Source organism: Pseudoalteromonas shioyasakiensis (assembly GCF_024518675.1).
In the GTDB taxonomy this organism is placed as follows: domain Bacteria; phylum Pseudomonadota; class Gammaproteobacteria; order Enterobacterales; family Alteromonadaceae; genus Pseudoalteromonas; species Pseudoalteromonas shioyasakiensis_B.
On record NZ_JANIGL010000003.1, the window covers coordinates 188,916 to 210,024 of the forward strand.

Consider the following 21,109-nt stretch of genomic DNA (forward strand, 5'->3'; position numbering starts at 1 on the left):
TTGACGTAGTTCAGTTACTAGCGCAAACAAATGAAAAGACATATAAAATGAAATATCAAATTCGCCTTTTTAACGTACTCGTACTGGTCTTAGTCCTAAGCCCAGCGGGGATGTATTGAAAGGTGAATTCGCTTTTTAAAAACCCCCGCCATAAACGGGGGTTTTTTTATGCATTTAAATTAAAAAATACCCTATTTATCACAAAAGGTATAAGGCACGCAGAGGATTGAGGATGAGTACACAACAATATAATGGATCTGAACTTGTTGTTCAGGCATTAAAAGAATTGAAGGTAAAGTATATCTTTGGTTATCCAGGAGGATCCGTTTTAGACTTATACGATGCCCTGTTTCAACAAGATGAAGTCGAACATATTCTGGTTCGCCATGAACAAGCAGCCACACATATGGCAGATGGCTATGCCCGCGTTACAGGCGAAGTTGGTGTGGTTTTGGCAACCTCAGGTCCTGGAGCAACAAACTGTATCACTGGTATTGCAACCGCCTACATGGACTCGATTCCTATGGTGGTGCTATCAGGCCAAGTACCAACCAGTTTAATTGGTGATGATGCATTCCAAGAAACCGATATTGTTGGGTGTTCTCGGCCTATTGTTAAGCACAGTTTTAACTGTCGTAGTGCTGAAGAAATCCCTTCGATCATGGCCAAAGCCTTCTATATTGCTAGTACAGGTCGCCCAGGTCCCGTTGTAGTTGAGTTGCCTAAAGATATGCTGAACCCTGCGCTCAAATATGATTTTAAATTCCCTGCTACCACTGAGCTTCGCACATACAGCCCAAATACAAAAGGCCATTCAAAACAAATACGTAAAGCAGTTACGGCTATATTAGAAGCTAAAAAACTAGTCATCTATTCTGGCGGTGGGATTGTTATTTCTAATACCTCAGAACAGCTTACTCATTTAGTTGAATCTCTAAATGCTCCCATTACAAATACATTAATGGGGTTAGGCGGAATTTCAGGGGTGCATCCTAACTTTATCGGTATGCTAGGCATGCACGGTAGCCTAGAGGCAAACAAAGCCATGGCAAACGCTGATGTTATTTTGGCATTAGGAGCTCGTTTTGATGATCGTGTTACAAATAACGTAAAAAAATTCTGTCCTAACGCAACCATTGTTCATGTTGATGTTGACCCAACCTCGATTTCAAAAACTATTAAGGCACATATCCCAGTGGTAGGCTGCTTGGCGACCGTGCTTGAACAATTACAAACAGCCATTGATAACAGCCCGATTAAGATTGACCGTAGTGCCCAAGAAGATTGGTGGCGACAAATAATCAGCTGGCGCGAGCAGAAATGCCTAAGCTACAGCACAGAAGGTGACAAAATTAAGCCACAAGCTGTCATTGAGGCCATCTACCACGCCACTAATGGTGATGCATACGTTAGCTCTGATGTTGGTCAACATCAAATGTTTGCGGCCCAGTATTACCCATTTAAAAACCCTCGACAATGGATCAACTCAGGAGGTTTGGGCACGATGGGCTTTGGCCTACCTGCAGCTATGGGGGTTAAATTAGCGTTTCCTAATAAAGAGTCAATATGTGTTACCGGAGATGGCTCAATACAAATGAACATCCAAGAGCTTTCAACCTGCTTACAGTATAACCTTGCCGTAAAAGTGGTATCACTGAATAACCGCTCTCTTGGTATGGTACGCCAATGGCAAGATATGATGTACAACGGGCGCCACTCGTCATCATATATGGAATCGCTACCGGATTTCGTGAAGTTAGTTGAAAGCTATGGCCATGTTGGTATCCGAGTAGACACTATTGAAGAACTTCAACCTGCGATTGATAAAGCCATGGCTATCAATGATAGATTAGTATTTTTAGATATCTGTGTTGATGAAAAAGAACATGTTTACCCAATGCAAATCAAGCTAGGTGCTGTAGATGAAATGTGGTTACGTAAAGGAGTTAAAGCATAATGCGTCGTATATTATCAATTTTACTAGAAAATGAGCCAGGTTCATTGTCACGAATTGTTGGCCTGTTCTCACAGCGTGCTTATAACATTGACAGCTTAACAGTTGGCACTACAGACGATCATTCATTATCGCGCATAACCATTACCACCATGGGAGATGATAGAATTGTTGAGCAGATCACAAAACAAGTTAATAAACTCGTTGATGTACTCAAAATTATCGATTTAACTGAAATGGCGCATATTGAGCGTGAGTTGTTGCTGGTTAAAGTCTTTGCCCAAGATGAAGCGAAACGCGCTGCTGTTACTCGTGTTGTTGATGTTTTTCAAGGCGCAATACTTGATATGGGTCGTAATAGTTATACCTTACAACTTGTTAGCAGCACCGATAAAATAGAGTCGTTTTTAGATACCTTACGCCATGAGACAGATATTATTGAAGTGGTGCGTTCTGGTGCAGTAGGGATTGGCCGGGGCGATAAAGCATTGAAAGCCTAAACGTTTATAGCAGGCACAAAAAAAGGGCTAAATAGCCCTTTTTTTTATTAATAAGATAAAAATGCTTATTAAGGATTAACTTGATCTTTAAGACCTTTACCCGCTTTAAAGCTTGGGATAGTTGCCGCTGAGATTTGGATCTCTGCACCCGTTTGTGGATTACGACCAGTACGTGCTGCACGCTCTTTTACAGAGAAAGTACCAAAACCTACTAATGCAACAGAATTACCTTCTTTTAGAGAGTTTGTAACTGCGCCAGTGAATGCATCAAGTGCACGCGTAGCTGCTGCTTTTGAGATTTCTGCATCAGTAGCGATTTTTTCAACTAATTGAGCTTTATTCATTTGTTAAATTCCTATTCGTTATTATTTTGCCTTCGCAAAACCTATCTTTATGCATTTTTAAAGTATTGGCAACAGCAAATTGCCATTTTTGCTTAAATTCTTAAAAAATGAGTAAAATTTAAATAAATTGTCGAAGAAAGTATGGTTTTTCATTAATCAATACTGAATAAACGCTATTAAACAGTTCAATCAGGGAGATTTAAATCACTCAACTTTTTCGATAACTAAGGTCACTTCCCCGACCTCAACCCCAAACTTATCAATAGCTGTGCGGTTAATCAAGCGTGATTGTGTTACCAAGTACATCCAATCATCAAAGTTAACTTCAATTTCACTATCATCCACATTTAACACTAGCGCATAGGTCCAATGAAACACACTGCCACTGCTTTTACCTTGAGCTATCCCCAAGACGTCACTTGCAGTGCCTGTTAAAGTATTATCATCATTGAGTGTAATATGCCAAACGCGGCGCTGCTTTTGGCCATCATCATAAACAAAATCTTCTTCAATTGTCCCTTTATTCCCTTCCCAGTAAGCGTGCATATCAACCACTAACTTTCTGGTTAGCTCACCTTTATAGTCTTGCACGACTCCGTAAGCTTTTAATTTACCATTAAAAAACTGTTTAAAGTTAAACTCTGGACTTGAGCTTTTGTAATGCTCGACATCGGGTGCTGCGCAGCTTACTAAAAAAATACAAACCAATAAGGTCAATATGCTAGCTAAATGTTTCATTATTGCGCTCCTATTAATTGTTTTCGCATTGTTGGTTCTGACGTGTCAGCTGAGAGCCAAATGGCCAAAAAGTCATTTGCAAAACCTTTGGCTTCGACTCCACCAAGCTTTTTTTGCTGATGATAAAAAACCCCATGACCCTGAGCGTCAGTAACAAAGCTGAGCGTTTCACCCTCTTTTATATCTGGCCACAAACTCAATAATTGCTGATCATACTTTCCGATTAATTCCACTTTTCCTAAGTGCTGCCACTGCTCGTTAGTGGCGTTTAATATATCTTTTGCGGCGAAGTCTCTTAGGTAGGTCAAAGACAGCTTTACTGGGTGTTGTGCTGATTTATAAGTGCCAGAAGGAGTCGCAAGTGTTGCATCGTACACATCCCAAAAATAATACTGAAAACGGCTTTGCCCGACGGTTTTAAATTCTATTGCCATAGAATAGAAAGAAATAAACACGATAGCGCAACATACAGAACGACTAAGAAAGATACCCATAACACACCTTTTTATAATTAATAACTATTACTACGTGATTAAGTGTCGCTACGATCGGATTGATACCACTTATTCGCAATATTTTTATTTATTATTAAGATAATGTTGAACATCAGCGCCCACGCTAAGCCATAGCTAAGCCAAAAATGCCAAACTGGTGACATAATTGAAATAACATCAAAGCGGGCACCGGCCCAATAACTTGCAGGGGCAAATACAGTACAGATGAGTACAGACACAAACCAAGGCAGCTTAGTTAAAAAGCCCATAGATGAATTGATAGTGAGTAATAAAGCCGACCATAGCAATATAAACCAGATAGGGTAAGGGTACACTTTAAAAGCTATCCACCCCAGTTGCACCATGAGAAATTCAAAACTCAACGATATTGCAAGGCCTAACAAAACGATTAAAATGTCTTGTTTAATTTGCTTCGAGAGATAAAACATTACACCGATGATGATACCTATCGGCAACAAGGCATTGTCTTCAAAGAGTAAGGCCATAAACCAAACTCCTTGAAACAGTGCAAAGTTAATAACTGAGCGCAATATCATCACTCGAATGGCTAAAACGGGGTTTACGTGCTACTAAATGCACCGTACTGGTTACCCTGGTGCGAAAAGCGCCTTCACAATAAGCCAAATAGAATAACCAAAGTCGATAAAAACGTTGGTCAAATTTCTTTTTATCGATTTCAGGCCAGCTCGCGATAAAACGAGTGCGCCAATCAGCTAACGTGCGGGCATAATGAACGCCTATGTCTTTAACGCTATGCACAACCATATTTGATTGCTGCATAATTTGTTTATTCATTTCATCAATACACGGCAAGCAACCACCTGGGAATATATACTGCTGTATAAAATCAGAGTTTTTCAGATAGTGTTGATAACGCTGATCAGCAATTGTAATTGCTTGAATCAACATAGCACCGGATTCTTTGAGTAACTCATTACATTTTTTGAAAAAGCTTGGCAAAAACTCGTGACCAACGGCCTCAATCATTTCAATAGATACCAGTTTATCAAACTGCCCTTCAAGCAAACGGTAATCTTGTTTTAACAAGGTCACTTTATCTGTTAAGCCTAAACGGTGTATTTTCTCTTCAACATACGCGTATTGTTCATCAGAAATAGTCGTGGTGGTCACGTGACACCCGTAATGAGTAGCAGCATGAATAGCAAAAGCTCCCCAGCCAGTGCCAATTTCAATCACAGTATCACCTTGTTGTAAGTCAACTTGCTGACAAATAAGGTCGAGCTTATGGCTTTGTGCTTGTTCTAAGGTGGCATCTTTTGAAGGATAAACAGCACTGGAGTACAACATTTCTGTACTTAAAAAGGCAGAATAAAGGTCATTACCTAAATCATAATGAGCAACAATATTCTTTTTCGATCCTTGCTCAGAATTTTTGTTTTTTAAATGATTTAACCTAAAGTGGATGTTACTAAAAAACGCGAATTTTTTTTCAAATGCATCTAGCTGAGCCTGATTTATAGCAAATATTTCAATTAATTTAGTTAACTGATCGCAATCCCAATGACCTAAAATGTAAGACTCACCTGCCCCCACACTACCACTGAGCGCAAACGCTTTATACATAGCACTATCATTAACAGTAAGCTTTGCCGATAGGGTTTTATCGCTTTGATTGCCAAAATGAAAAACATCGTTACCATCAATTAACGTTATTTGACCGACTTCAATACTATTGAATGCAGCAAAAACCAGCTTTTTGTAAATTTTTATTAACCAACTACTTGAGTGGCTATTTGATAAACTGGATACTTTTTCCATTACATCACCTAACTAGTTATGAAGCTGACTTAAGTGCCGCTTCCTGAGTGACCTATAAACGGTACCCGCTTTATAAACAACTTAAAAGCATGGATATAGATACCTTTAAAAATAGTCCATGTCATTGCAGGAAACTGCTTTAATACAGCTGAAACCTGTTGTTTATTTAACGGCTGACGTTTAAGCCTAAGTGTTGCATCAAACAACAACTCATTATCTTTTTTGTTTTCAATATGAATAAGTACCTTGTCATTACTAAACCGGGTAGACCAGTGGTAATTCATATCCAAATCCATAAAAGGTGATACGGAAAACACCTTTTTAAAGTTCACTTTTTTGTCAAGTTCGACCAAATAATAATGTCGCTCATTCCAAGGGGTATTACTCACCTCGGCAACCATATGAGTAAAATGGCCTGTATTTGATTGGTACAAGAAAAAGTTTACTGGGCTAAAATATATGCCCAAACAGCGCAACTGCCCGAGCATATAAATAGCAGAGAATGATTGCGTCACACCCAACTGAGCTATTTTAGACAGTGCCCGAGAGTAGATAGGTTCACCGTGTAAAGAAGGCGATGGTAAGTAATCAGATTGGGTAAACTTTAATGCTTTGAAGCCCTTAGTTCCAAGCATAGGATGCACATTATCCAATGATTCAGGGTCTGATAAATCAACCCACATCATATACAAAGGGTATTTAAATTGATGTGCTTTTACCGCATACCTACGATGCCTTACGTCCCCTGTGTAGACTGCACTACTCAAACTCAATACCTAGCTGGCGAGCAACATCAACGGCGCTTTTTACGCCATCTTCATGAAAGCCGTTATACCAATATGCGCCACAAAAATAGCTATTATTACATCCATCTATTTGCCCTTTTTGTTGCTGAGCGGCAATAGATGTTTTATTGAATACCGGATGATGATAAGTAAACTCACGAAGGATTTTTTGCTTATCAATACCCTCTTTATGATTTAAGGTGACACAAAACTGAGTATCGCTTTTTATCCCTTGTAAGATGTTCATTTGATAGGTCACAACCGCCGCTTTATCAGTACTGTCATTAAGCAAATAGTTCCAACTGGCCCACGCTGCTTTTCGTTTCGGTAAAATAGTTGTATCGGTATGTAATATAACCGAGTTTTCTGAATAAGGAATAGCGCCTAAAATAGCCTGCTCGTCAGCCGTTGGGGTTTGCAATAGCTTTAAAGCTTGATCTGAATGACAGGCAAAAATCACTTTATCAAACTGTTCTGATTGACCACCTTTAAAATGAATTGTAACTTTGTCATCAGCTCTTGATACCGTTTCAATATTGCTGTTTAAACGTATTTTATCTGAAAAGCCGTCAATCAATGGCGTAATGTATTCGCGTGAGCCACCCGGGATCACATACCATTGCGGCCTGTTAGTGATGTCTAATAAACCATGGTTATAGAAAAACTTGACAAAAAATTCAACTCCAACATGAGTCATCTCTTTAATACTGGTAGACCAAATTGCAGCCCCCATAGGTAAAATATAATGGTAACGAAAAAACGTATTAAATTGGTGTTGATCTAATAGCTGACCAAGGGTTTGTTCTTGAATATAATTATTATCCGCATGGAGTGTTTTGCACAATGTGTTAAAACGGACTATATCACGCAACAATTTGTAAAATCGTGGACGCAATAAATTGCGCTTTTGTGCAAATAAGCTAATAAATGTATGGCCATTATACTCAAAACCAGTTTGTTCATTATGAACGCTAAAGCTCATTTCAGTCGGCTTTCTTTCAATACCAATACGTTTTAACAATTTTTCAAAATAGGGATAAGTTCTATCGTTAAACACAATAAAGCCAGTATCAATTGCGTATTCAATTCCTTCAATGTCCACATCGACCGTAGCGGTATGACCACCAATATAATTATTTTTCTCAAATACGGTTACATCGTGGTATTTATGCAGTAAATGAGCACAGCTCAAACCAGAAATACCAGAGCCTATTATTGCTATTTTTTTCAACGGGATAATCCTTTTGCAAGTTTAAGCCAAAGTGGCAAAGGTAATATGCGAAGACATTTTAAAATAAGTGTAAAGCGGTAGGGAAAATGGACTTCTTTGCGACGTTTCTTCACGCCAGAAATAATATAATCCGCTGCTTTTTCTGCACTAACAGCCATTGGCATAGGAAAATCATTTTTATCGGTTAATGGGGTTTTAACAAAACCAGGATGAACCAAGGTGACATAAACATCCGTTAGGTCAACGGCCAAGCTTTTGGCTAAATAACTTACCCCCGCTTTTGATGCACCATAAGCCTCAGAGCGAGGCAACGGCAAATAAGTCACACTTGAACTGACCAAAACAAGTTGCCCACCCGGTTTGATTTTAGGTAATAATGCCTCTAAACAATACCCCATGGAGAGTAAATTAGTCGTCACAACACGACTAAATAGGTTGCTGTCAAAATGTCTGGCATCATCAATATATTCACAGTTACCTGCATTCAATATAACTCGGTCAAAATGTGTATAAGCTATAGTTGCACTCTTTATTGCCTGTAAATCAGTAACATCAAATTCACACGCTTCAATTTGAGGATGTTGAGCAAGCTGTATCAGCTTTTGTGTATTGCGACCACACGCGATCACCGTATCACCTAAGTCTGCATACTTTTTAGCTAATTGCTCGCCAATGCCTGAGGTCGCACCTGTAATTAAAGTAATCATACGCCCGTTGCTCGCTTATCAATAAGTTTGATGACTGAGCCAACAATAGGTATGTGGCGATAGAGCAATGCACCGACATCAAAAAAATCTTGGTGCTGAATAATTTTATTTTGTTGAAAAACAAGATGGCTGTGCCCACTAACGTCGATTTGTTTATTACCGGCAAGCTTTGGGTGACGATAAGTCATAACCCAATAAATAAAAGCATCATCGTCACTACAATATGTTGCGTTTATAGCAAAGTTACATTCGCTAACATTGCTGTATAAATCGGCAAAGTAATCATGCAACTGCGCAACTCCAGAAACTTTATGAAGAGGATCTGAAAAAACAATATCTTGATGATAAATATCAGCCAATAAATGCAAGGTGTGTTTATTTAACTGCTGATAAATAGTGACAAAGGTTGCAACTCTGGATTCGCTCATCGTATTCCTTGTTATACCTTAAATGCATCAAGTGCTCTTTCTCGTGCTGCTTTATGGTCAACAATCGCAGGCCAATAATCAGCTTCACGCCCAATGCTCGTTAAATATTTATGTGGAAAATGGATCTGTTTATCAGGCACACTTCCCAGCTCTGGTACATATTTACGAATGAATTCGCCATTTGGATCAAAGCGTTCACTTTGGGTAATTGGATTAAATATTCTAAAATACGGTTGTGCATCGCATCCTGTACTCGCAGCCCATTGCCAACCGCCATTATTTGAAGCTAAATCACCATCGATTAAGTGATTCATAAAATAACGCTCGCCTTTACGCCAATCTATAAGCAAATGCTTAGTTAGAAAGCTCGCTACAACCATACGCAATCGGTTGTGCATCCAACCCGTTTGTTTAAGTTGTCGCATTGCAGCATCGACTAACGGATAACCTGTTTTACCTTCACACCATGCAATAAAGTCGGCTTGGTCATCACGCCACTTTACTGCATTGTATTTTTCGTTAAAGTTTTGGTATCTATTTAAGGATGGGTAAGCAACTAACAAATGGCGGTAAAATTCACGCCAAACTAATTCATTGACCCAAGTAAATAAGTTGCTTTTCGCACTGCTAAGTACATCAATATACTGTTGCTGTACTAGCGTAATTAGTTGAAAAGTACTGACAATACCTAATGCTAAGTATGGGCTGAGTCCTGATGTTCCTTTAATTGCAGGAAAGTCTCGTGACTCTTTATAACCCATTAATTTATCATCAATAAAGCGTTGAATGATCTGACTGAGAGACTCATCATCCACTGGCCACTTTTGTGAGCTGTTATCACTTTTAAGTAAATCAGGTGCTACCCATTCAATTTCAGTAAAAGTACGTGGCATTGCTCTAAAAGAAAAATGGCTATCTTGGTGTTGTTTTAACCATTCGTTTTTGAACGGTGTAAATACTTTATACATTTCACCGGATTTTGTCGTGACAGTGCCAGGGGGGGCGATGACATCACCATCATATAAATAAAACGAATAGCCTTGCTTATCCGCCATGGATACGAACTGTGTATCCCGTTGCTGCTCGTTTATCTCATACTCTTTATTTGCAAGAACTTTTTTTACTTGGTTAGCAACACAAAACTCTGTTAACTGCTCGACACAACAGTGGTAATCATCAGCTTGCAAAACATGCAGTGTAATACCATGTTGTGCAAGTAAGTTACCTAAATAAACAAGCCTGCGTTTAAGTAAATCAATTTGAATAGCAGCCACACCATGCTTTTGCCACTGCACTGGCGTAATATAAAATACTGCGTGTTTAGCCCCTTGCTCAATCGCATCGTATAAAGCAAAGTTATTAAAAAGGCGCAAATCGCGCCTAAACCAAAAGAGTGTTTCCATTAAATGCCGTACCGTAATTTAAGTTCATTTGGGTAAGGGTTGAAAAAGACCTGCTTATCTAAATAATCGTTAGGGTGAACTTTCAGGTGATGTTTTAGTAAGGTCAGAGGAACATATAAAGGCACAAGCCCTTCTCTGTATTCATCAATGGCACCTCTTAACTCTTGCTTCTCTACTTTAGACAACACCTTTTTAAAATACCCTTGTAAATGCATTAAAGTGTTGCTGTTGTTTTTGCGAGAAGCAGGCTTTTTCAGTGCAGTCATTAAACCCAAAATATACTGATCAGCTAACGCCTCAACATCATTACCTTCAAACGTACCCAGTAGATTGCCCAAGTCTTTGTAAGCTTGATAGTTATGGGCCATTAATAAGTATTTATATTGGGCATGGAATTGGGTTAAGCGATGAACGGTTAACGCTTGCTCCCGAAGTTGCTGCCAGTTCTTATACACGTACACCCGCATGACAAAATTTTCACGCAAATGCATGTCGTTTAACCGGCCATTTTCTTCACAAGGCAGTAATGGATTATGTGCCATTATTTGCTGAGCAAAAAAGCCGATGCCTTCTGAGGTATTTCCTGTTCCGGCCTCATTATAAATCTTAATTCGCTCCATGCCACAGCTCGGGCTTTTAGCACAAAATACAAAGCCGCTAAGCTCTGAAGATTGCTCAGTAGCAATTTTTTTACCGTACTGCGTTAATTCTGGCCCGACATCGCCAGTGCCGTCTGGACGGCAAACTTTGATAGTTTCGCCTACCCGAACTTGCCTAATCGTCGGTCTAGGAATAGGTAAACCGACGGCAACTTCAGGACAAAACCTTTTATACTCTACATGCTTGGCAAACTCATCCATACAAAAGTTAGACTTTTTATGGCCGCTATCAAAACGCACCTTTTCACCAGCCAAACAAGCGCTAATTCCTATTTTTATTGTTGATTGTTGCATAGACACTCCTAGTAAATAAAGTTACCAATAGGGTTCAATAATTTACTTAACCCTTTATTAAAGTGTAGTGCACTGCTTACAACTGTGTAGCATAAACAACCTTCTTTCGTTATCGGGGTGTGGTTATGACGTCCATCTAACCACATAAAGTCACCAGCAACATAATCACCCGTTTCGTCACTGAATTCACCGGCCAATAACAGTGTTAACTCAAAGCCTGTGTGAGTGTGCTCTGGTATCTCCCCACCTGCGGCAATATGAAATAGGCTGGATCTTAATGGGCCATCTTCAAGTGCTATGCGCGAACGAGATAATTTACCCATTTGCATAAACTTGCTGTGCGCAATGCGAGAAAGTGCGCGTGGTAGTTGGTAACTTTGCTTATTGATAGTTACTTGCTTTGGTTGCACGTCGTAAATATCGTCTACACCTTCATCCATCATGATGGCTTCGAGCATTAATTCGCCATTTTCAATAACCTCATCATCTTCAACCAGATTAGTGTCTTCAGTAAAAATAGCTTTTGCGTTACTCGCTTCGATAGCAGCAACTTTGGCTTTGCAACACGGACACATGTCAACGTGGATTGCCACAGCCACATTAAGGCTAGCTGGTAAGGCTGCGCTTGCGTATTGCGCAAGTAGCGCGTCTGATGGATGGTGTTTAATCATGGTTATCTCCCATCTCGTTGCGAAGTTTTTGTAACGCTAGGCGTAATCTTGATTTAACTGTTCCCACAGGGATCCCGAGTTGATCAGCAAGCTGTTCTTGCGACATATCTTGAAAATAAACCCCTCTGACGACATCTCTTTGCGCTTGAGGAAGGTTTTCAAGGTATTGTTTGATTTGTTTGTCTTCTAAATGATCACTAAATTCGAAGTTTTCGTTTTCATTTTGTTCTATCAAAGGCCAAATATCTTCACTGATACACTCTTCTTTAGTGCTTTTCATTTTTCTCAGCATGTCGAAGGAAGCGTTACGCATCACAGTGTAAATCCAAGTCGTAGCAGCACCTTTATCATTGTTATAAAGATGGGCTTTGCGCCATACCGAAGTCAAGGTTTCTTGCACTAACTCCATAGCTTGCGCTTCTGAGTTAAACTGCTTGATACCAAAACGTTTTATCTTCGGTGAAAAATAAGCAAATAAGTACGCAAATGCTTTTTTATCTCTATGTGTTGCAACTGCAAATAGCGCATCAGCGAGCTCTTTGCTTGGTGTTTGTTCCATGGCAGTGAAGTTACCTGTATTAGGTGTACAACGTGTTGACGGTTGTTGACTTACCATTGTTAGTTCCCCTTTGTATTCACTACTAGTTAATACGCAACAATAAAAGAATGGGATCACTTTTTTAGGTAAGTTCGTTATTAATTACAGTATGGAGGAAAGTTTGAATATTGGCAAAGCTAGAACTAAACGCAAGCTGTTGTTTTTTCTCGTATGAAATAGGAAGCAACTCAAGCCAACGAGCCGTAACCCAGGCTAAGTTATCAAATTCAGTGTGCTTATATAATGCAGCAATTTCATGATCCTGATTAAAAACAAGCTCTAGAGATGTTTTTAAATAATCATTTTGTGTAGTCATAGGTTGGGATTGGTACAGCCACTGTGGTGATTCCACCGTTTCTACTTTACCATGGCGTAAGTTAATTTTATTTTGGCTAACATTGCTAATTTTAACTAATGATTTTGCAACAACATCAATCAGCAAATGGTCGTTTTCATCTTTATCAAAATCAATAATTTCAACTAAACATCCATACTCTGGTACGTTTAACTGTGCATCTTGATCATAGAGGCATAGTACAAAGCATGAGTCATTTTTTAATGATTCTTTAACCATCTCAAGGTAGCGCGTTTCAAAAATTCTTAATCGCGTATAACCCTGCGGTAAAATAAATACAGGGAGTGGAAAGATTGCACGTATCATATTGCCCTACTTCTCTAATTAACTATGCATTACGTTACGTGCACCGCAGTGTATAAGATCAACATCAAAAAATGTTTTAGCTAATTAGCCTATATTCAACCATTGTCCAAGGTTACGTAATAGTTCAAAAGAAGCATATGCACTTAGTAAGCTTAATACAGGCGCAATCATTAAAACAAATAATCCTAATTCACTGCTCATCATGTTATTCCTCAATACTAGCCGTATTTACTACTACCAACTGTTGAGTAGCAATATTTTCAGCCTCTGTATCATTCGCTTGTGTTGTTGCTATAAATTGTGTCAACGATTTTTGTGAATCAGTAAATAAAGACTGCTGTAATTTACTTTTCAATTCATTGCTTGTACTTTCAATGTAGCTTGAAATGGTATTAGAAATTGTTTGAGTTAAGTCTAATTGAACTTCAGTTGCACTTACTTGTGTAGATCCAACAACCAAAAGTGCCGCAACAGATAATTTGATATAGCTTTTCATAATGGTATTCCTTATCGAGTTATTAAGTTAGTCGCTATTACTTAATCAAAGGTTGTGCCAAGTGAAAAATAAATCGTATTCCTTTAATATTAAACAAGTTTAATTACATTGATTTCAGCCCACATTCATCCGATAGTAAATTTAACCAGTAAAAGTGGTTAATTTAACTAAAAATTAGTTCACATTTTTGCATTGATAATTTCAGCGTACACTTGTACACTGAAATCACTTTATCTATCTTATGAGTATGCTATGAGTGTTGTTCCCGCTTATTCTCAAAAGGAAGAGCAATTAAATGCGCTCTCCCATGGGGCTGGGGTTATTTTTTCGGTTTATGTTTTATGGGAGTTACTGACTAAATCACAAAGCACTGCACACATAACCAGTGCAATTGTGTATGGCAGCAGTTTATTTTTGCTGTTTTTAGCATCAACACTTTATCACAGCAGTGTTAGTACACGTGCTCGTGCGTTTTATAAAAAGTGCGATCACTGTGCAATTTATATATTAATTGCAGGCACTTATACGCCCTTTCTCGTTCTTTCACTGAGTGGTACATTGTCACTTTTAACGCTGGTGTTTATTTGGTCGTTAGCAATTGGTGGGGTGTGTTATAAGCTGCTAGTAAAAAATCAAAACAAACGCGTATCACTCGCAACCTATTTATTAATGGGCTGGTTTGCTGTGGCTATTGTCTACCCACTTTATTTAAACGTAAATGTAAATGCACTGTGGTGGTTATTAAGTGGCGGTATTTTCTATAGCTTAGGAACGCTTTTTTACAGTGCAAAAGAACGCCAGTTTAGTCATGCTATTTGGCATGTTTTTGTGATTTTTGGTTGCGTCTGTCACTATATATCAATTAGCCAATATATTTTCTAGTCAGTCACTATGCTACTGCCAGCGGTAAATGCGCATATTTACTTTGCCATTTTTAAAGATGATCCCCTCGCTTTGTAGTAATTGATATTGCTTAAGGTATTGAGGGGAACCTTCAGGAAACGATATTTTCCCTTGGCTATTAATAACTCTATGCCAAGGAATAGTTGAATCTTTTGGCATCAGCTTTAGCAATCGCCCCACCAAACGTGCATTTTTTGCCAGCCCAGCCATGGCAGCAACTTGACCATAACTTGCCACACGACCGAGGGGAATATTGGCCATAACGGTATAAATTTTATCTTCTTTGGATACTTCACTATTAGTCATTTAAAAATCGTTCACTTGCTTGTTTAAATCCTTGCCAAATGGCGCGCGCTACTGGCCCATGGTGAATTGAGTGCTGTCTAAAAACTCTAATTTGTGCACTAAACATATGTTCTCTATCAATCACTTCCACCTGTTGCAACAGCCCTGATTCAAGCTCATGTTGGCAATGGGCTAAACTTATCATAGCCCAGCCTGCACCCGTAATTAAAAAAGACTTTAAGGTTGCGATATCATCGATCTTCATAATTGCTGAGCCTTTTGAGTACGATAGCCGCTCAGAATCAAAACTCATCTCACTTTCAAACATAGCTAAACATGGATAGTGTTGAAGTTGCGCATAGTTAACCCGTTTTGGCACTAAGCCCTTCGCACACACAATTCCAATATCAAGTTTACCAATAGGTAAGCTTTCCAAGTCTCCTGTAGCATGAAACAAATCAAACCATGGACCAATCCCTAAATCAGCCTGAGCAGTATTGACTTGCTCTAAGGATGCAAAACGTTTTCCGCTACTTACGCTAAATTCTGTACTTTGATACTGAGTGAATACATCGCAAATAATATCGTTGTAATAAGGCGCATGACAAAGCTGTTCATAACAAATTTTATAATTAGCTTCATTGCCTAGGGCAAGCTCATTGGCAAGCTGAGTCAAATGTGACTGCGCACTGAGCAACTGTGCAGCCTCTCGGTGAAACAACTTACCTTTTTCAGTCAGTGTTAATCGATATTGATTACGATCGAGTAATTCAAAGCCAATTTCTGACTCTAGCTTTTTAATCGCCAATGTCAGTGCCGGTTGTGATTTATGTAATTCACTGGCCGCTTTGGAAAGACTTTGTGTACGCACAATCGCATCAAGCATTTTTAATTGCACAAGGTTCATTAAGTACCCAAATTAATCTTCATAATTTTTATTTATGAACTTTTTAAAATTTAATAATTTTTATTTTATATGTTTGCGGCGTATGCTGCATCTAATTTATGTTTTCATAGCCACGGAGAAGACCATGAAACTGTCGCCAGTTTTAATTGTATCGATATTATTACTGAGTTTAGTCGCCTGTAAAGAAGCAGATGACCAGACGGCTGCACAACAGCCTATTCGACCAGTAAAGTTATTTGAAATTGATGTTAATTCAGACGAAACCATACGCAGTTTTCCGGCAGAGGTAGTAGCAAACCAAGGTTCGTATTTAGCATTTAGGGTCAATGGCGAATTACTGGAATTTCCTGCATTGGCAGGCCAACATGTAGAAAAAGGTCAACTACTTGCCAAACTTGACCCAGAAGATTTTGAGTTACAATATGATGAACGAAAAGCACGCTTTGAACTGGCACAATCACAGTTAGAGCGGGTTGAAAAATTATTCAAAAAATCGATTACCAGTCAATCTGAACTAGACCAAGCATTGGCCAATAAACAAGTTGCAGAGTCAGCTCTAAAAATAGCAAAAACGAATTTAGATAATAGTGAGTTACGCGCTCCTTTTAGTGGCACGGTGGCAAAGGTGTTTGTAAAAAACTATGAAAACATCCAAGCCAAACAAAACATTCTGCGTTTAGAAACCCGTGATTTAATGGATGTAATTATCCAAGTGCCTGAAAAGCTCATTGCACGTATTGATAAAGACGCACATTATCAACCAACTGTTGTTTTTGATGGCTACCCAGATAAATCTTACACGCTAACCATTAAAGAGTTTGATACCCAAGCCGATCCTGCCACACTAACTTATAAGGTGGTATTTTCATTACCGGTTCCTGAAGACTTTAACCTACTTGCCGGAATGACAGGTCGCGTCGACATTGATTTAAGTAAAATTACCCATTCACAGTCACATTATACTTTATTACCTGTAGAAGCTGTCTTCTCTGAACCAACCGAATCAGCCAATAGCAGCTATGTCTGGCTTTATGACAAACAGAGCGGCAAAGTAACTAAACAAGCAGTTAAAGTTGGGCAATTACATCGTAGTGGTATCGAGGTGCTTTCAGGAATAACACAAGGCCAAACAGTGGTTGCGGCTGGTGTCCACTATCTTGAAGAAGGGATGCAAGTGCGTCCTTGGCATAAAGAGCGAGGCTTATAGCATGAGTTTTGCAGAAGTTGCTATCAAAAACAAAGTGATAAGCTGGATGTTTGCACTGCTATTGTTAGTCGGTGGCGTGGTATCTTACTTAGGCCTCGGACAACTTGAAGATCCTGAATTCACATTAAAAAAAGCTATGGTGATCACGCTATACCCCGGTGCGTCACCACAACAAGTTGAAGAAGAAGTCACTTTCCCAATTGAAAACGCCATTCAACAACTGCCCTACGTAGATTACGTAACCAGCATTTCATCGCCCGGTAAATCGCAAATATCTGTGGAGATGAAAAGCACTTATCGTAAGCAAGATTTACGTCAAATTTGGGATGAGCTACGTCGTAAGATCAACGATAATGCTTCCTCATTACCTAGTGGCGTTTACCCAAGCACCATTTTAGATGACTTTGGTGATGTATATGGGGTCATGTATGCCGTCACTGGAGATGGTTACTCTTATGACGAACTTAAAGATTACGTTGATTATTTAAAGCGAGAACTGGTCTTAGTCGAAGGTGTCAGCAAAGTCACCGTTAGTGGCGAACAACAAGCGCAAGTCATGGTTGAAATTTCAACCCGTAAATTAGCGCAACTGGGTATTGCCCCCAATCGAATCTATCAATTGTTACAATCACAAAATACCGTGTCAAATGCGGGTAAAGTTCGTGTTGGCGATGAATCTATTCGTCTACACCCAACGGGAGAATTTAACGATGTTACTGAGCTTGAGAACCTATTGATCTCAAAACCTGGCGCCAGTGAACTCATATATTTAGGTGATGTAGCAACTGTATATCGTGAGTATGCAGAAGTGCCAAGTAATGTCATGCGCTATAACCAACAACAAGCTTTATTAGTGGGCGTGTCTTTTAGTACCGGCGTCAATGTTGTTGATGTAGGCGATAATATTCAAGCACATTTAGCATCACTAGAATATCAGCGACCACATGGGATGGAAATCAATACCGTTTACAACCAACCGGTTGAAGTAGAAAAATCAGTGAGTGGATTTATAGTCAGTCTATTAGAAGCCGTGGCTATAGTCATCATTGTATTACTGGTATTTATGGGCTTTAAAAGTGGCGTGCTCATTGGCCTCATTTTATTACTAACCGTCTTGGGTACCTTCATATTTATGAAACTTTTTGCCATTGACTTACAACGCATATCCTTAGGAGCACTGATCATTGCATTAGGTATGTTGGTAGATAACGCCATTGTTGTCACCGAAGGCATATTAATCAACCTAAAGCGTGGACAAACAAAAGTTAAAGCGGCAACAAATATTGTGCAGCAAACTAAGTGGCCGTTGTTGGGCGCAACAGTTATCGCAATCACAGCTTTTGCACCAATAGGCCTTAGTTCTGATGCCAGTGGTGAATTTGCTGGCAGCTTATTTTGGGTATTGCTGATTTCATTGCTGTTAAGCTGGATCACAGCAATCACGCTTACTCCATTCTTTGCTGATTTAATGTTTAAACAGTCCGAAGTTAAAGAGCAAAGCCATGATGAAGACCCTTATCAAGGCGCTATCTTCAATATCTATAAAAGCCTGTTACGCAATGCAATGCGCTTTCGTAAAACAACCTTGTTATTGATGGCGGTGTTACTTGTAAGCTCCGTATTTGGCTTTAAGTTTATCAAACAAGCGTTTTTTCCTGCATCGAACACCCCCATGTTTTATGTCGATTATTGGCATACCCAAGGAGCTGATATCCATGCGACCATGGATGGTGTATCAAAACTTGAAGCCTTTTTACAAAAAGATGAGCTAGTAGAAGACGTCACTTCAACAATAGGCCAAGGCGCGCCCCGTTTTATGTTGACTTATGCGCCTGAAAAGTCGTATCCAGCATATGGGCAATTGATCATTAGAGTTAAGGACCGTGAAGCAGTCACCACCATGATTGAAAAAGTACGTGACTATGAATACCATCATGTGTTTGATGCCAAACTTAAAATAAAACGCATGGAAATAGGCCCATCTACCGATGCTAAAATAGAAGCGCGTTTTTCTGGGGCTGATCCCGTTGTGCTGCGCCAATTGGCGAAAGAAGCGAAAGATGTACTTAGCCAAGACCCCGGCGCGTTTAATATTCGGGATGATTGGCGCGAGCGCTCAAAACTAATTCGCCCGCAACTAAATGAACAAAAAGCACGACGCTTAGGTATAGCTAAAACAGACTTAGATCAATTATTACTGACCAGTTTATCTGGCAAAAAAGTAGGTGTTTATAAAGATGGCACTCAACAATTACCTATTATTGCCCGCTCCCCTGCTGAGGAGCGCTTAAATGTTGAAAGCCTGCGTGACTTACAAATCTATAGCCCTGTACTTGGCGTATTTGTACCGGTCACCCAAGTGGTTGATGATTTTGTGGTTGAGTGGGAAGACAGCCTAATAATGCGTCGCGACCGCAAACGCACCATCACAGTCATGGCCGACCACGATGTTATTGGCGATGAAACGCCTGCTAAACTGTTTGCTCGTGTAAGGGGTGGTATTGAAGCAATAAAACTCCCTCATGGCTATGAGCTACAATGGGGCGGCGAGTATGAGTCCTCAACTAAAGCGCAAAAAGCTATATTTGGCTCATTACCACTGGGCTATTTAGCCATGTTTGCTGTAACAGTATTGTTATTTAACTCTGTTAAAAAGCCATTAGTGATTTGGGCAACCGTACCGCTTGCCATAATTGGTGTAAGCGCGGGTTTATTGCTAATGAATGCAGCATTTAGTTTTATGGCTCTGCTTGGTTTACTGAGTCTAAGCGGCATGCTGATAAAAAACGGCATTGTGTTAGTTGATCAAATAAACCTTGAACTCAGCGAAGGCAAAGACCCCTACCAAGCTGTATTTGATTCCGGAGTAAGCCGTGTTCGCCCTGTGGCTATGGCCGCTATCACCACAATACTAGGCATGATCCCACTATTATTTGATGTGTTCTTCCAGTCAATGGCAGTGACCATCATGTTTGGTTTAGGCTTTGCCACCATACTTACTTTAATCGTGGTGCCAGTGCTTTATACCGTACTATTTAAGATTAAAGTGCCGAAGGAGAGCTAATAAAAAAGGCCAAGTAATTCACATTACTTGGCCTTTATCAAAGCTTAACTAATCTGATGAGCTCTAGCTACTTTTTTAAACTCAGTGTGCCTGTTCTGCGTTTTGCAGTTGCACGAGGTTTATTAAAAGATTTATTGGCTTTAGCTGGTTGTTGCGACTTTGCTTTTTCAACATGCTTTTGAAAATCACGTTTTTTAACATCGGCTGTGCCATGTTTGTTTTCATCAATTGAACGCTCTTCTGTTTTGCCAGAATCCGCAATTGAGTCATTAATTAATGCCATTTCTTGCTGTGTTAAATGACGCCATTGGCCTACTTTTAATCCCTTTAGCGTCACATTCATGATACGGGTGCGTTTGAGTGTAACCACTTCGTAGCCAAGGTATTCACACATTCTACGTATTTGACGATTCAAGCCTTGGGTCAAAATAATAGTGAACTCTTTAGCGCCTGTTTGCGTAACTTTGCATTTTTTTGTGACTGTATCAAGAATTGGGATGCCTCCAGCCATTTTGTTTACAAACTGGCGATTCAGCGGTTTATCGACAGTGACCACGTATTCCTTTTCATGGTTATTACCGGCTCGAAGAATTTTATTAACGATGTCCCCTTCGTTAGTTAAAAAGATCAAGCCCTCAGAGGGACGGTCGAGACGACCAATAGGAAAAATACGATCTGGGTAATTAACGGCTTTGACAATATTACTTTGAATTTTTCGCTCAGTAGTACAGGTAATTCCCACTGGTTTATTGTAAGCAATATATGCGCGTTTAGGCACTTTTTTAAGTGCTTTCCCATCAATCAAAACAACATCGATGGTCGCGACTTTAACCCCCATTTCAGGACGCTTACCATTAACAGTGACACGACCCTCTTCAATATATTTATCAGCTTCACGTCGCGAGCAAAAACCAGTGTCACTAATAAATTTATTTAATCGTTTTAAATCTGTCATGGCTAATTCATCTTAATTTTAGAGG

Annotated in this window: 23 protein-coding genes; 5 read left to right on the plus strand and 18 right to left on the minus strand. The window is 39.5% G+C overall.

What is annotated here, in order from left to right; genetic code table 11:
• Window positions 1-232 precede the first annotated feature (232 nt).
• A complete protein-coding gene (locus tag NQT69_RS10300; RefSeq protein WP_256827589.1) occupies window positions 233-1,957 on the plus strand; it encodes an acetolactate synthase 3 large subunit in 1,725 nt (574 codons plus the stop codon).
• Complete coding sequence (ilvN, locus tag NQT69_RS10305) at window positions 1,957-2,454, plus strand: acetolactate synthase small subunit (protein WP_256827590.1); 498 nt, start codon at window positions 1,957-1,959, stop codon at window positions 2,452-2,454. Before NQT69_RS10300 ends, ilvN begins: the two co-directional genes overlap by 1 nt.
• Before the next feature lie 68 nt (window positions 2,455-2,522).
• Here ilvN and NQT69_RS10310 read toward each other — a convergent pair whose 3' ends face one another.
• The 15 genes from NQT69_RS10310 to NQT69_RS10380 form a co-directional block, all read right to left on the minus strand.
• The gene (locus NQT69_RS10310; RefSeq protein ID WP_087531527.1) at window positions 2,523-2,798 is read right to left on the minus strand and encodes an HU family DNA-binding protein; all 276 of its coding nucleotides are present in this window, start codon (window positions 2,796-2,798) and stop codon (window positions 2,523-2,525) included.
• 204 nt (window positions 2,799-3,002) lie between these two features.
• Window positions 3,003-3,536, minus strand: a complete 534-nt coding sequence (locus tag NQT69_RS10315; RefSeq protein ID WP_256827591.1) for a DUF3833 domain-containing protein — start codon at window positions 3,534-3,536, stop codon at window positions 3,003-3,005.
• Window positions 3,536-3,970 carry a chalcone isomerase family protein gene (locus NQT69_RS10320; protein WP_372823173.1) on the minus strand — a complete coding sequence of 145 codons (435 nt, stop codon included), beginning with the start codon at window positions 3,968-3,970 and terminating at the stop codon, window positions 3,536-3,538. Before NQT69_RS10320 ends, NQT69_RS10315 begins: the two co-directional genes overlap by 1 nt.
• Window positions 3,971-4,068: 98 nt before the next feature.
• Window positions 4,069-4,536: a DUF2878 domain-containing protein gene (locus tag NQT69_RS10325; RefSeq protein ID WP_306174021.1), complete on the minus strand. Its 468-nt coding sequence runs from the start codon at window positions 4,534-4,536 to the stop codon at window positions 4,069-4,071.
• Between the two features lie 28 nt (window positions 4,537-4,564).
• On the minus strand, window positions 4,565-5,830 hold the full coding sequence (locus NQT69_RS10330) for an SAM-dependent methyltransferase (protein WP_256827593.1): 1,266 nt from the start codon (window positions 5,828-5,830) through the stop codon (window positions 4,565-4,567).
• 29 nt (window positions 5,831-5,859) lie between these two features.
• Window positions 5,860-6,597: a DUF1365 domain-containing protein gene (locus NQT69_RS10335; protein ID WP_256827594.1), complete on the minus strand. Its 738-nt coding sequence runs from the start codon at window positions 6,595-6,597 to the stop codon at window positions 5,860-5,862.
• Window positions 6,590-7,846, minus strand: coding sequence for an NAD(P)/FAD-dependent oxidoreductase (locus tag NQT69_RS10340; protein ID WP_256827595.1), 1,257 nt, complete (start codon window positions 7,844-7,846; stop codon window positions 6,590-6,592). The genes NQT69_RS10335 and NQT69_RS10340 overlap by 8 nt, the downstream gene beginning before the upstream one ends.
• Window positions 7,843-8,553, minus strand: a complete 711-nt coding sequence (locus tag NQT69_RS10345; RefSeq protein ID WP_256827596.1) for an SDR family NAD(P)-dependent oxidoreductase — start codon at window positions 8,551-8,553, stop codon at window positions 7,843-7,845. The genes NQT69_RS10340 and NQT69_RS10345 overlap by 4 nt, the downstream gene beginning before the upstream one ends.
• Window positions 8,550-8,981, minus strand: coding sequence for a nuclear transport factor 2 family protein (locus NQT69_RS10350; RefSeq protein ID WP_256827597.1), 432 nt, complete (start codon window positions 8,979-8,981; stop codon window positions 8,550-8,552). The genes NQT69_RS10345 and NQT69_RS10350 overlap by 4 nt, the downstream gene beginning before the upstream one ends.
• 11 nt (window positions 8,982-8,992) lie before the next feature.
• Window positions 8,993-10,384, minus strand: coding sequence for a deoxyribodipyrimidine photo-lyase (phrB, locus tag NQT69_RS10355; protein ID WP_256827598.1), 1,392 nt, complete (start codon window positions 10,382-10,384; stop codon window positions 8,993-8,995).
• Window positions 10,384-11,337 carry a YbgA family protein gene (locus tag NQT69_RS10360; RefSeq protein ID WP_256827599.1) on the minus strand — a complete coding sequence of 318 codons (954 nt, stop codon included), beginning with the start codon at window positions 11,335-11,337 and terminating at the stop codon, window positions 10,384-10,386. The genes phrB and NQT69_RS10360 overlap by 1 nt, the downstream gene beginning before the upstream one ends.
• Window positions 11,338-11,345: 8 nt before the next feature.
• Window positions 11,346-12,008 (minus strand): ChrR family anti-sigma-E factor, encoded by a 663-nt coding sequence (locus NQT69_RS10365; RefSeq protein WP_256827600.1) that lies wholly within the window; start codon window positions 12,006-12,008, stop codon window positions 11,346-11,348.
• On the minus strand, window positions 12,001-12,624 hold the full coding sequence (locus tag NQT69_RS10370; RefSeq protein WP_256827601.1) for a sigma-70 family RNA polymerase sigma factor: 624 nt from the start codon (window positions 12,622-12,624) through the stop codon (window positions 12,001-12,003). The genes NQT69_RS10365 and NQT69_RS10370 overlap by 8 nt, the downstream gene beginning before the upstream one ends.
• A 64-nt stretch (window positions 12,625-12,688) precedes the next feature.
• The gene (locus tag NQT69_RS10375; RefSeq protein ID WP_256827602.1) at window positions 12,689-13,267 is read right to left on the minus strand and encodes an LON peptidase substrate-binding domain-containing protein; all 579 of its coding nucleotides are present in this window, start codon (window positions 13,265-13,267) and stop codon (window positions 12,689-12,691) included.
• Between the two features lie 205 nt (window positions 13,268-13,472).
• Window positions 13,473-13,763 (minus strand): hypothetical protein, encoded by a 291-nt coding sequence (locus NQT69_RS10380; protein ID WP_256827603.1) that lies wholly within the window; start codon window positions 13,761-13,763, stop codon window positions 13,473-13,475.
• Window positions 13,764-14,015: 252 nt separating this feature from the next.
• Here NQT69_RS10380 and trhA point away from each other — a divergent pair, with 252 nt between their 5' ends.
• Window positions 14,016-14,645, plus strand: coding sequence for a PAQR family membrane homeostasis protein TrhA (trhA, locus tag NQT69_RS10385; protein WP_256827604.1), 630 nt, complete (start codon window positions 14,016-14,018; stop codon window positions 14,643-14,645).
• 12 nt (window positions 14,646-14,657) lie between these two features.
• Here the strand turns inward: trhA and NQT69_RS10390 are convergent, their stop codons facing one another.
• Both NQT69_RS10390 and NQT69_RS10395 read right to left on the minus strand, forming a co-directional pair.
• Entirely contained in the window at window positions 14,658-14,972 is a 315-nt protein-coding gene (locus NQT69_RS10390) for an MGMT family protein (protein WP_256827605.1), read from the minus strand.
• On the minus strand, window positions 14,965-15,858 hold the full coding sequence (locus NQT69_RS10395) for a LysR family transcriptional regulator (RefSeq protein WP_256827606.1): 894 nt from the start codon (window positions 15,856-15,858) through the stop codon (window positions 14,965-14,967). Before NQT69_RS10395 ends, NQT69_RS10390 begins: the two co-directional genes overlap by 8 nt.
• A 124-nt stretch (window positions 15,859-15,982) precedes the next feature.
• Between NQT69_RS10395 and NQT69_RS10400 the strand changes: the two genes are divergently transcribed.
• Complete coding sequence (locus tag NQT69_RS10400; RefSeq protein ID WP_256827607.1) at window positions 15,983-17,065, plus strand: efflux RND transporter periplasmic adaptor subunit; 1,083 nt, start codon at window positions 15,983-15,985, stop codon at window positions 17,063-17,065.
• A 1-nt stretch (window position 17,066) separates the two neighbouring features.
• Complete coding sequence (locus NQT69_RS10405; protein WP_256827608.1) at window positions 17,067-20,129, plus strand: efflux RND transporter permease subunit; 3,063 nt, start codon at window positions 17,067-17,069, stop codon at window positions 20,127-20,129.
• A 67-nt stretch (window positions 20,130-20,196) separates the two neighbouring features.
• Here NQT69_RS10405 and rluF read toward each other — a convergent pair whose 3' ends face one another.
• Entirely contained in the window at window positions 20,197-21,084 is an 888-nt protein-coding gene (gene rluF / locus NQT69_RS10410) for a 23S rRNA pseudouridine(2604) synthase RluF (protein ID WP_256827609.1), read from the minus strand.
• Between the last annotated feature and the right edge of the window lie 25 nt (window positions 21,085-21,109).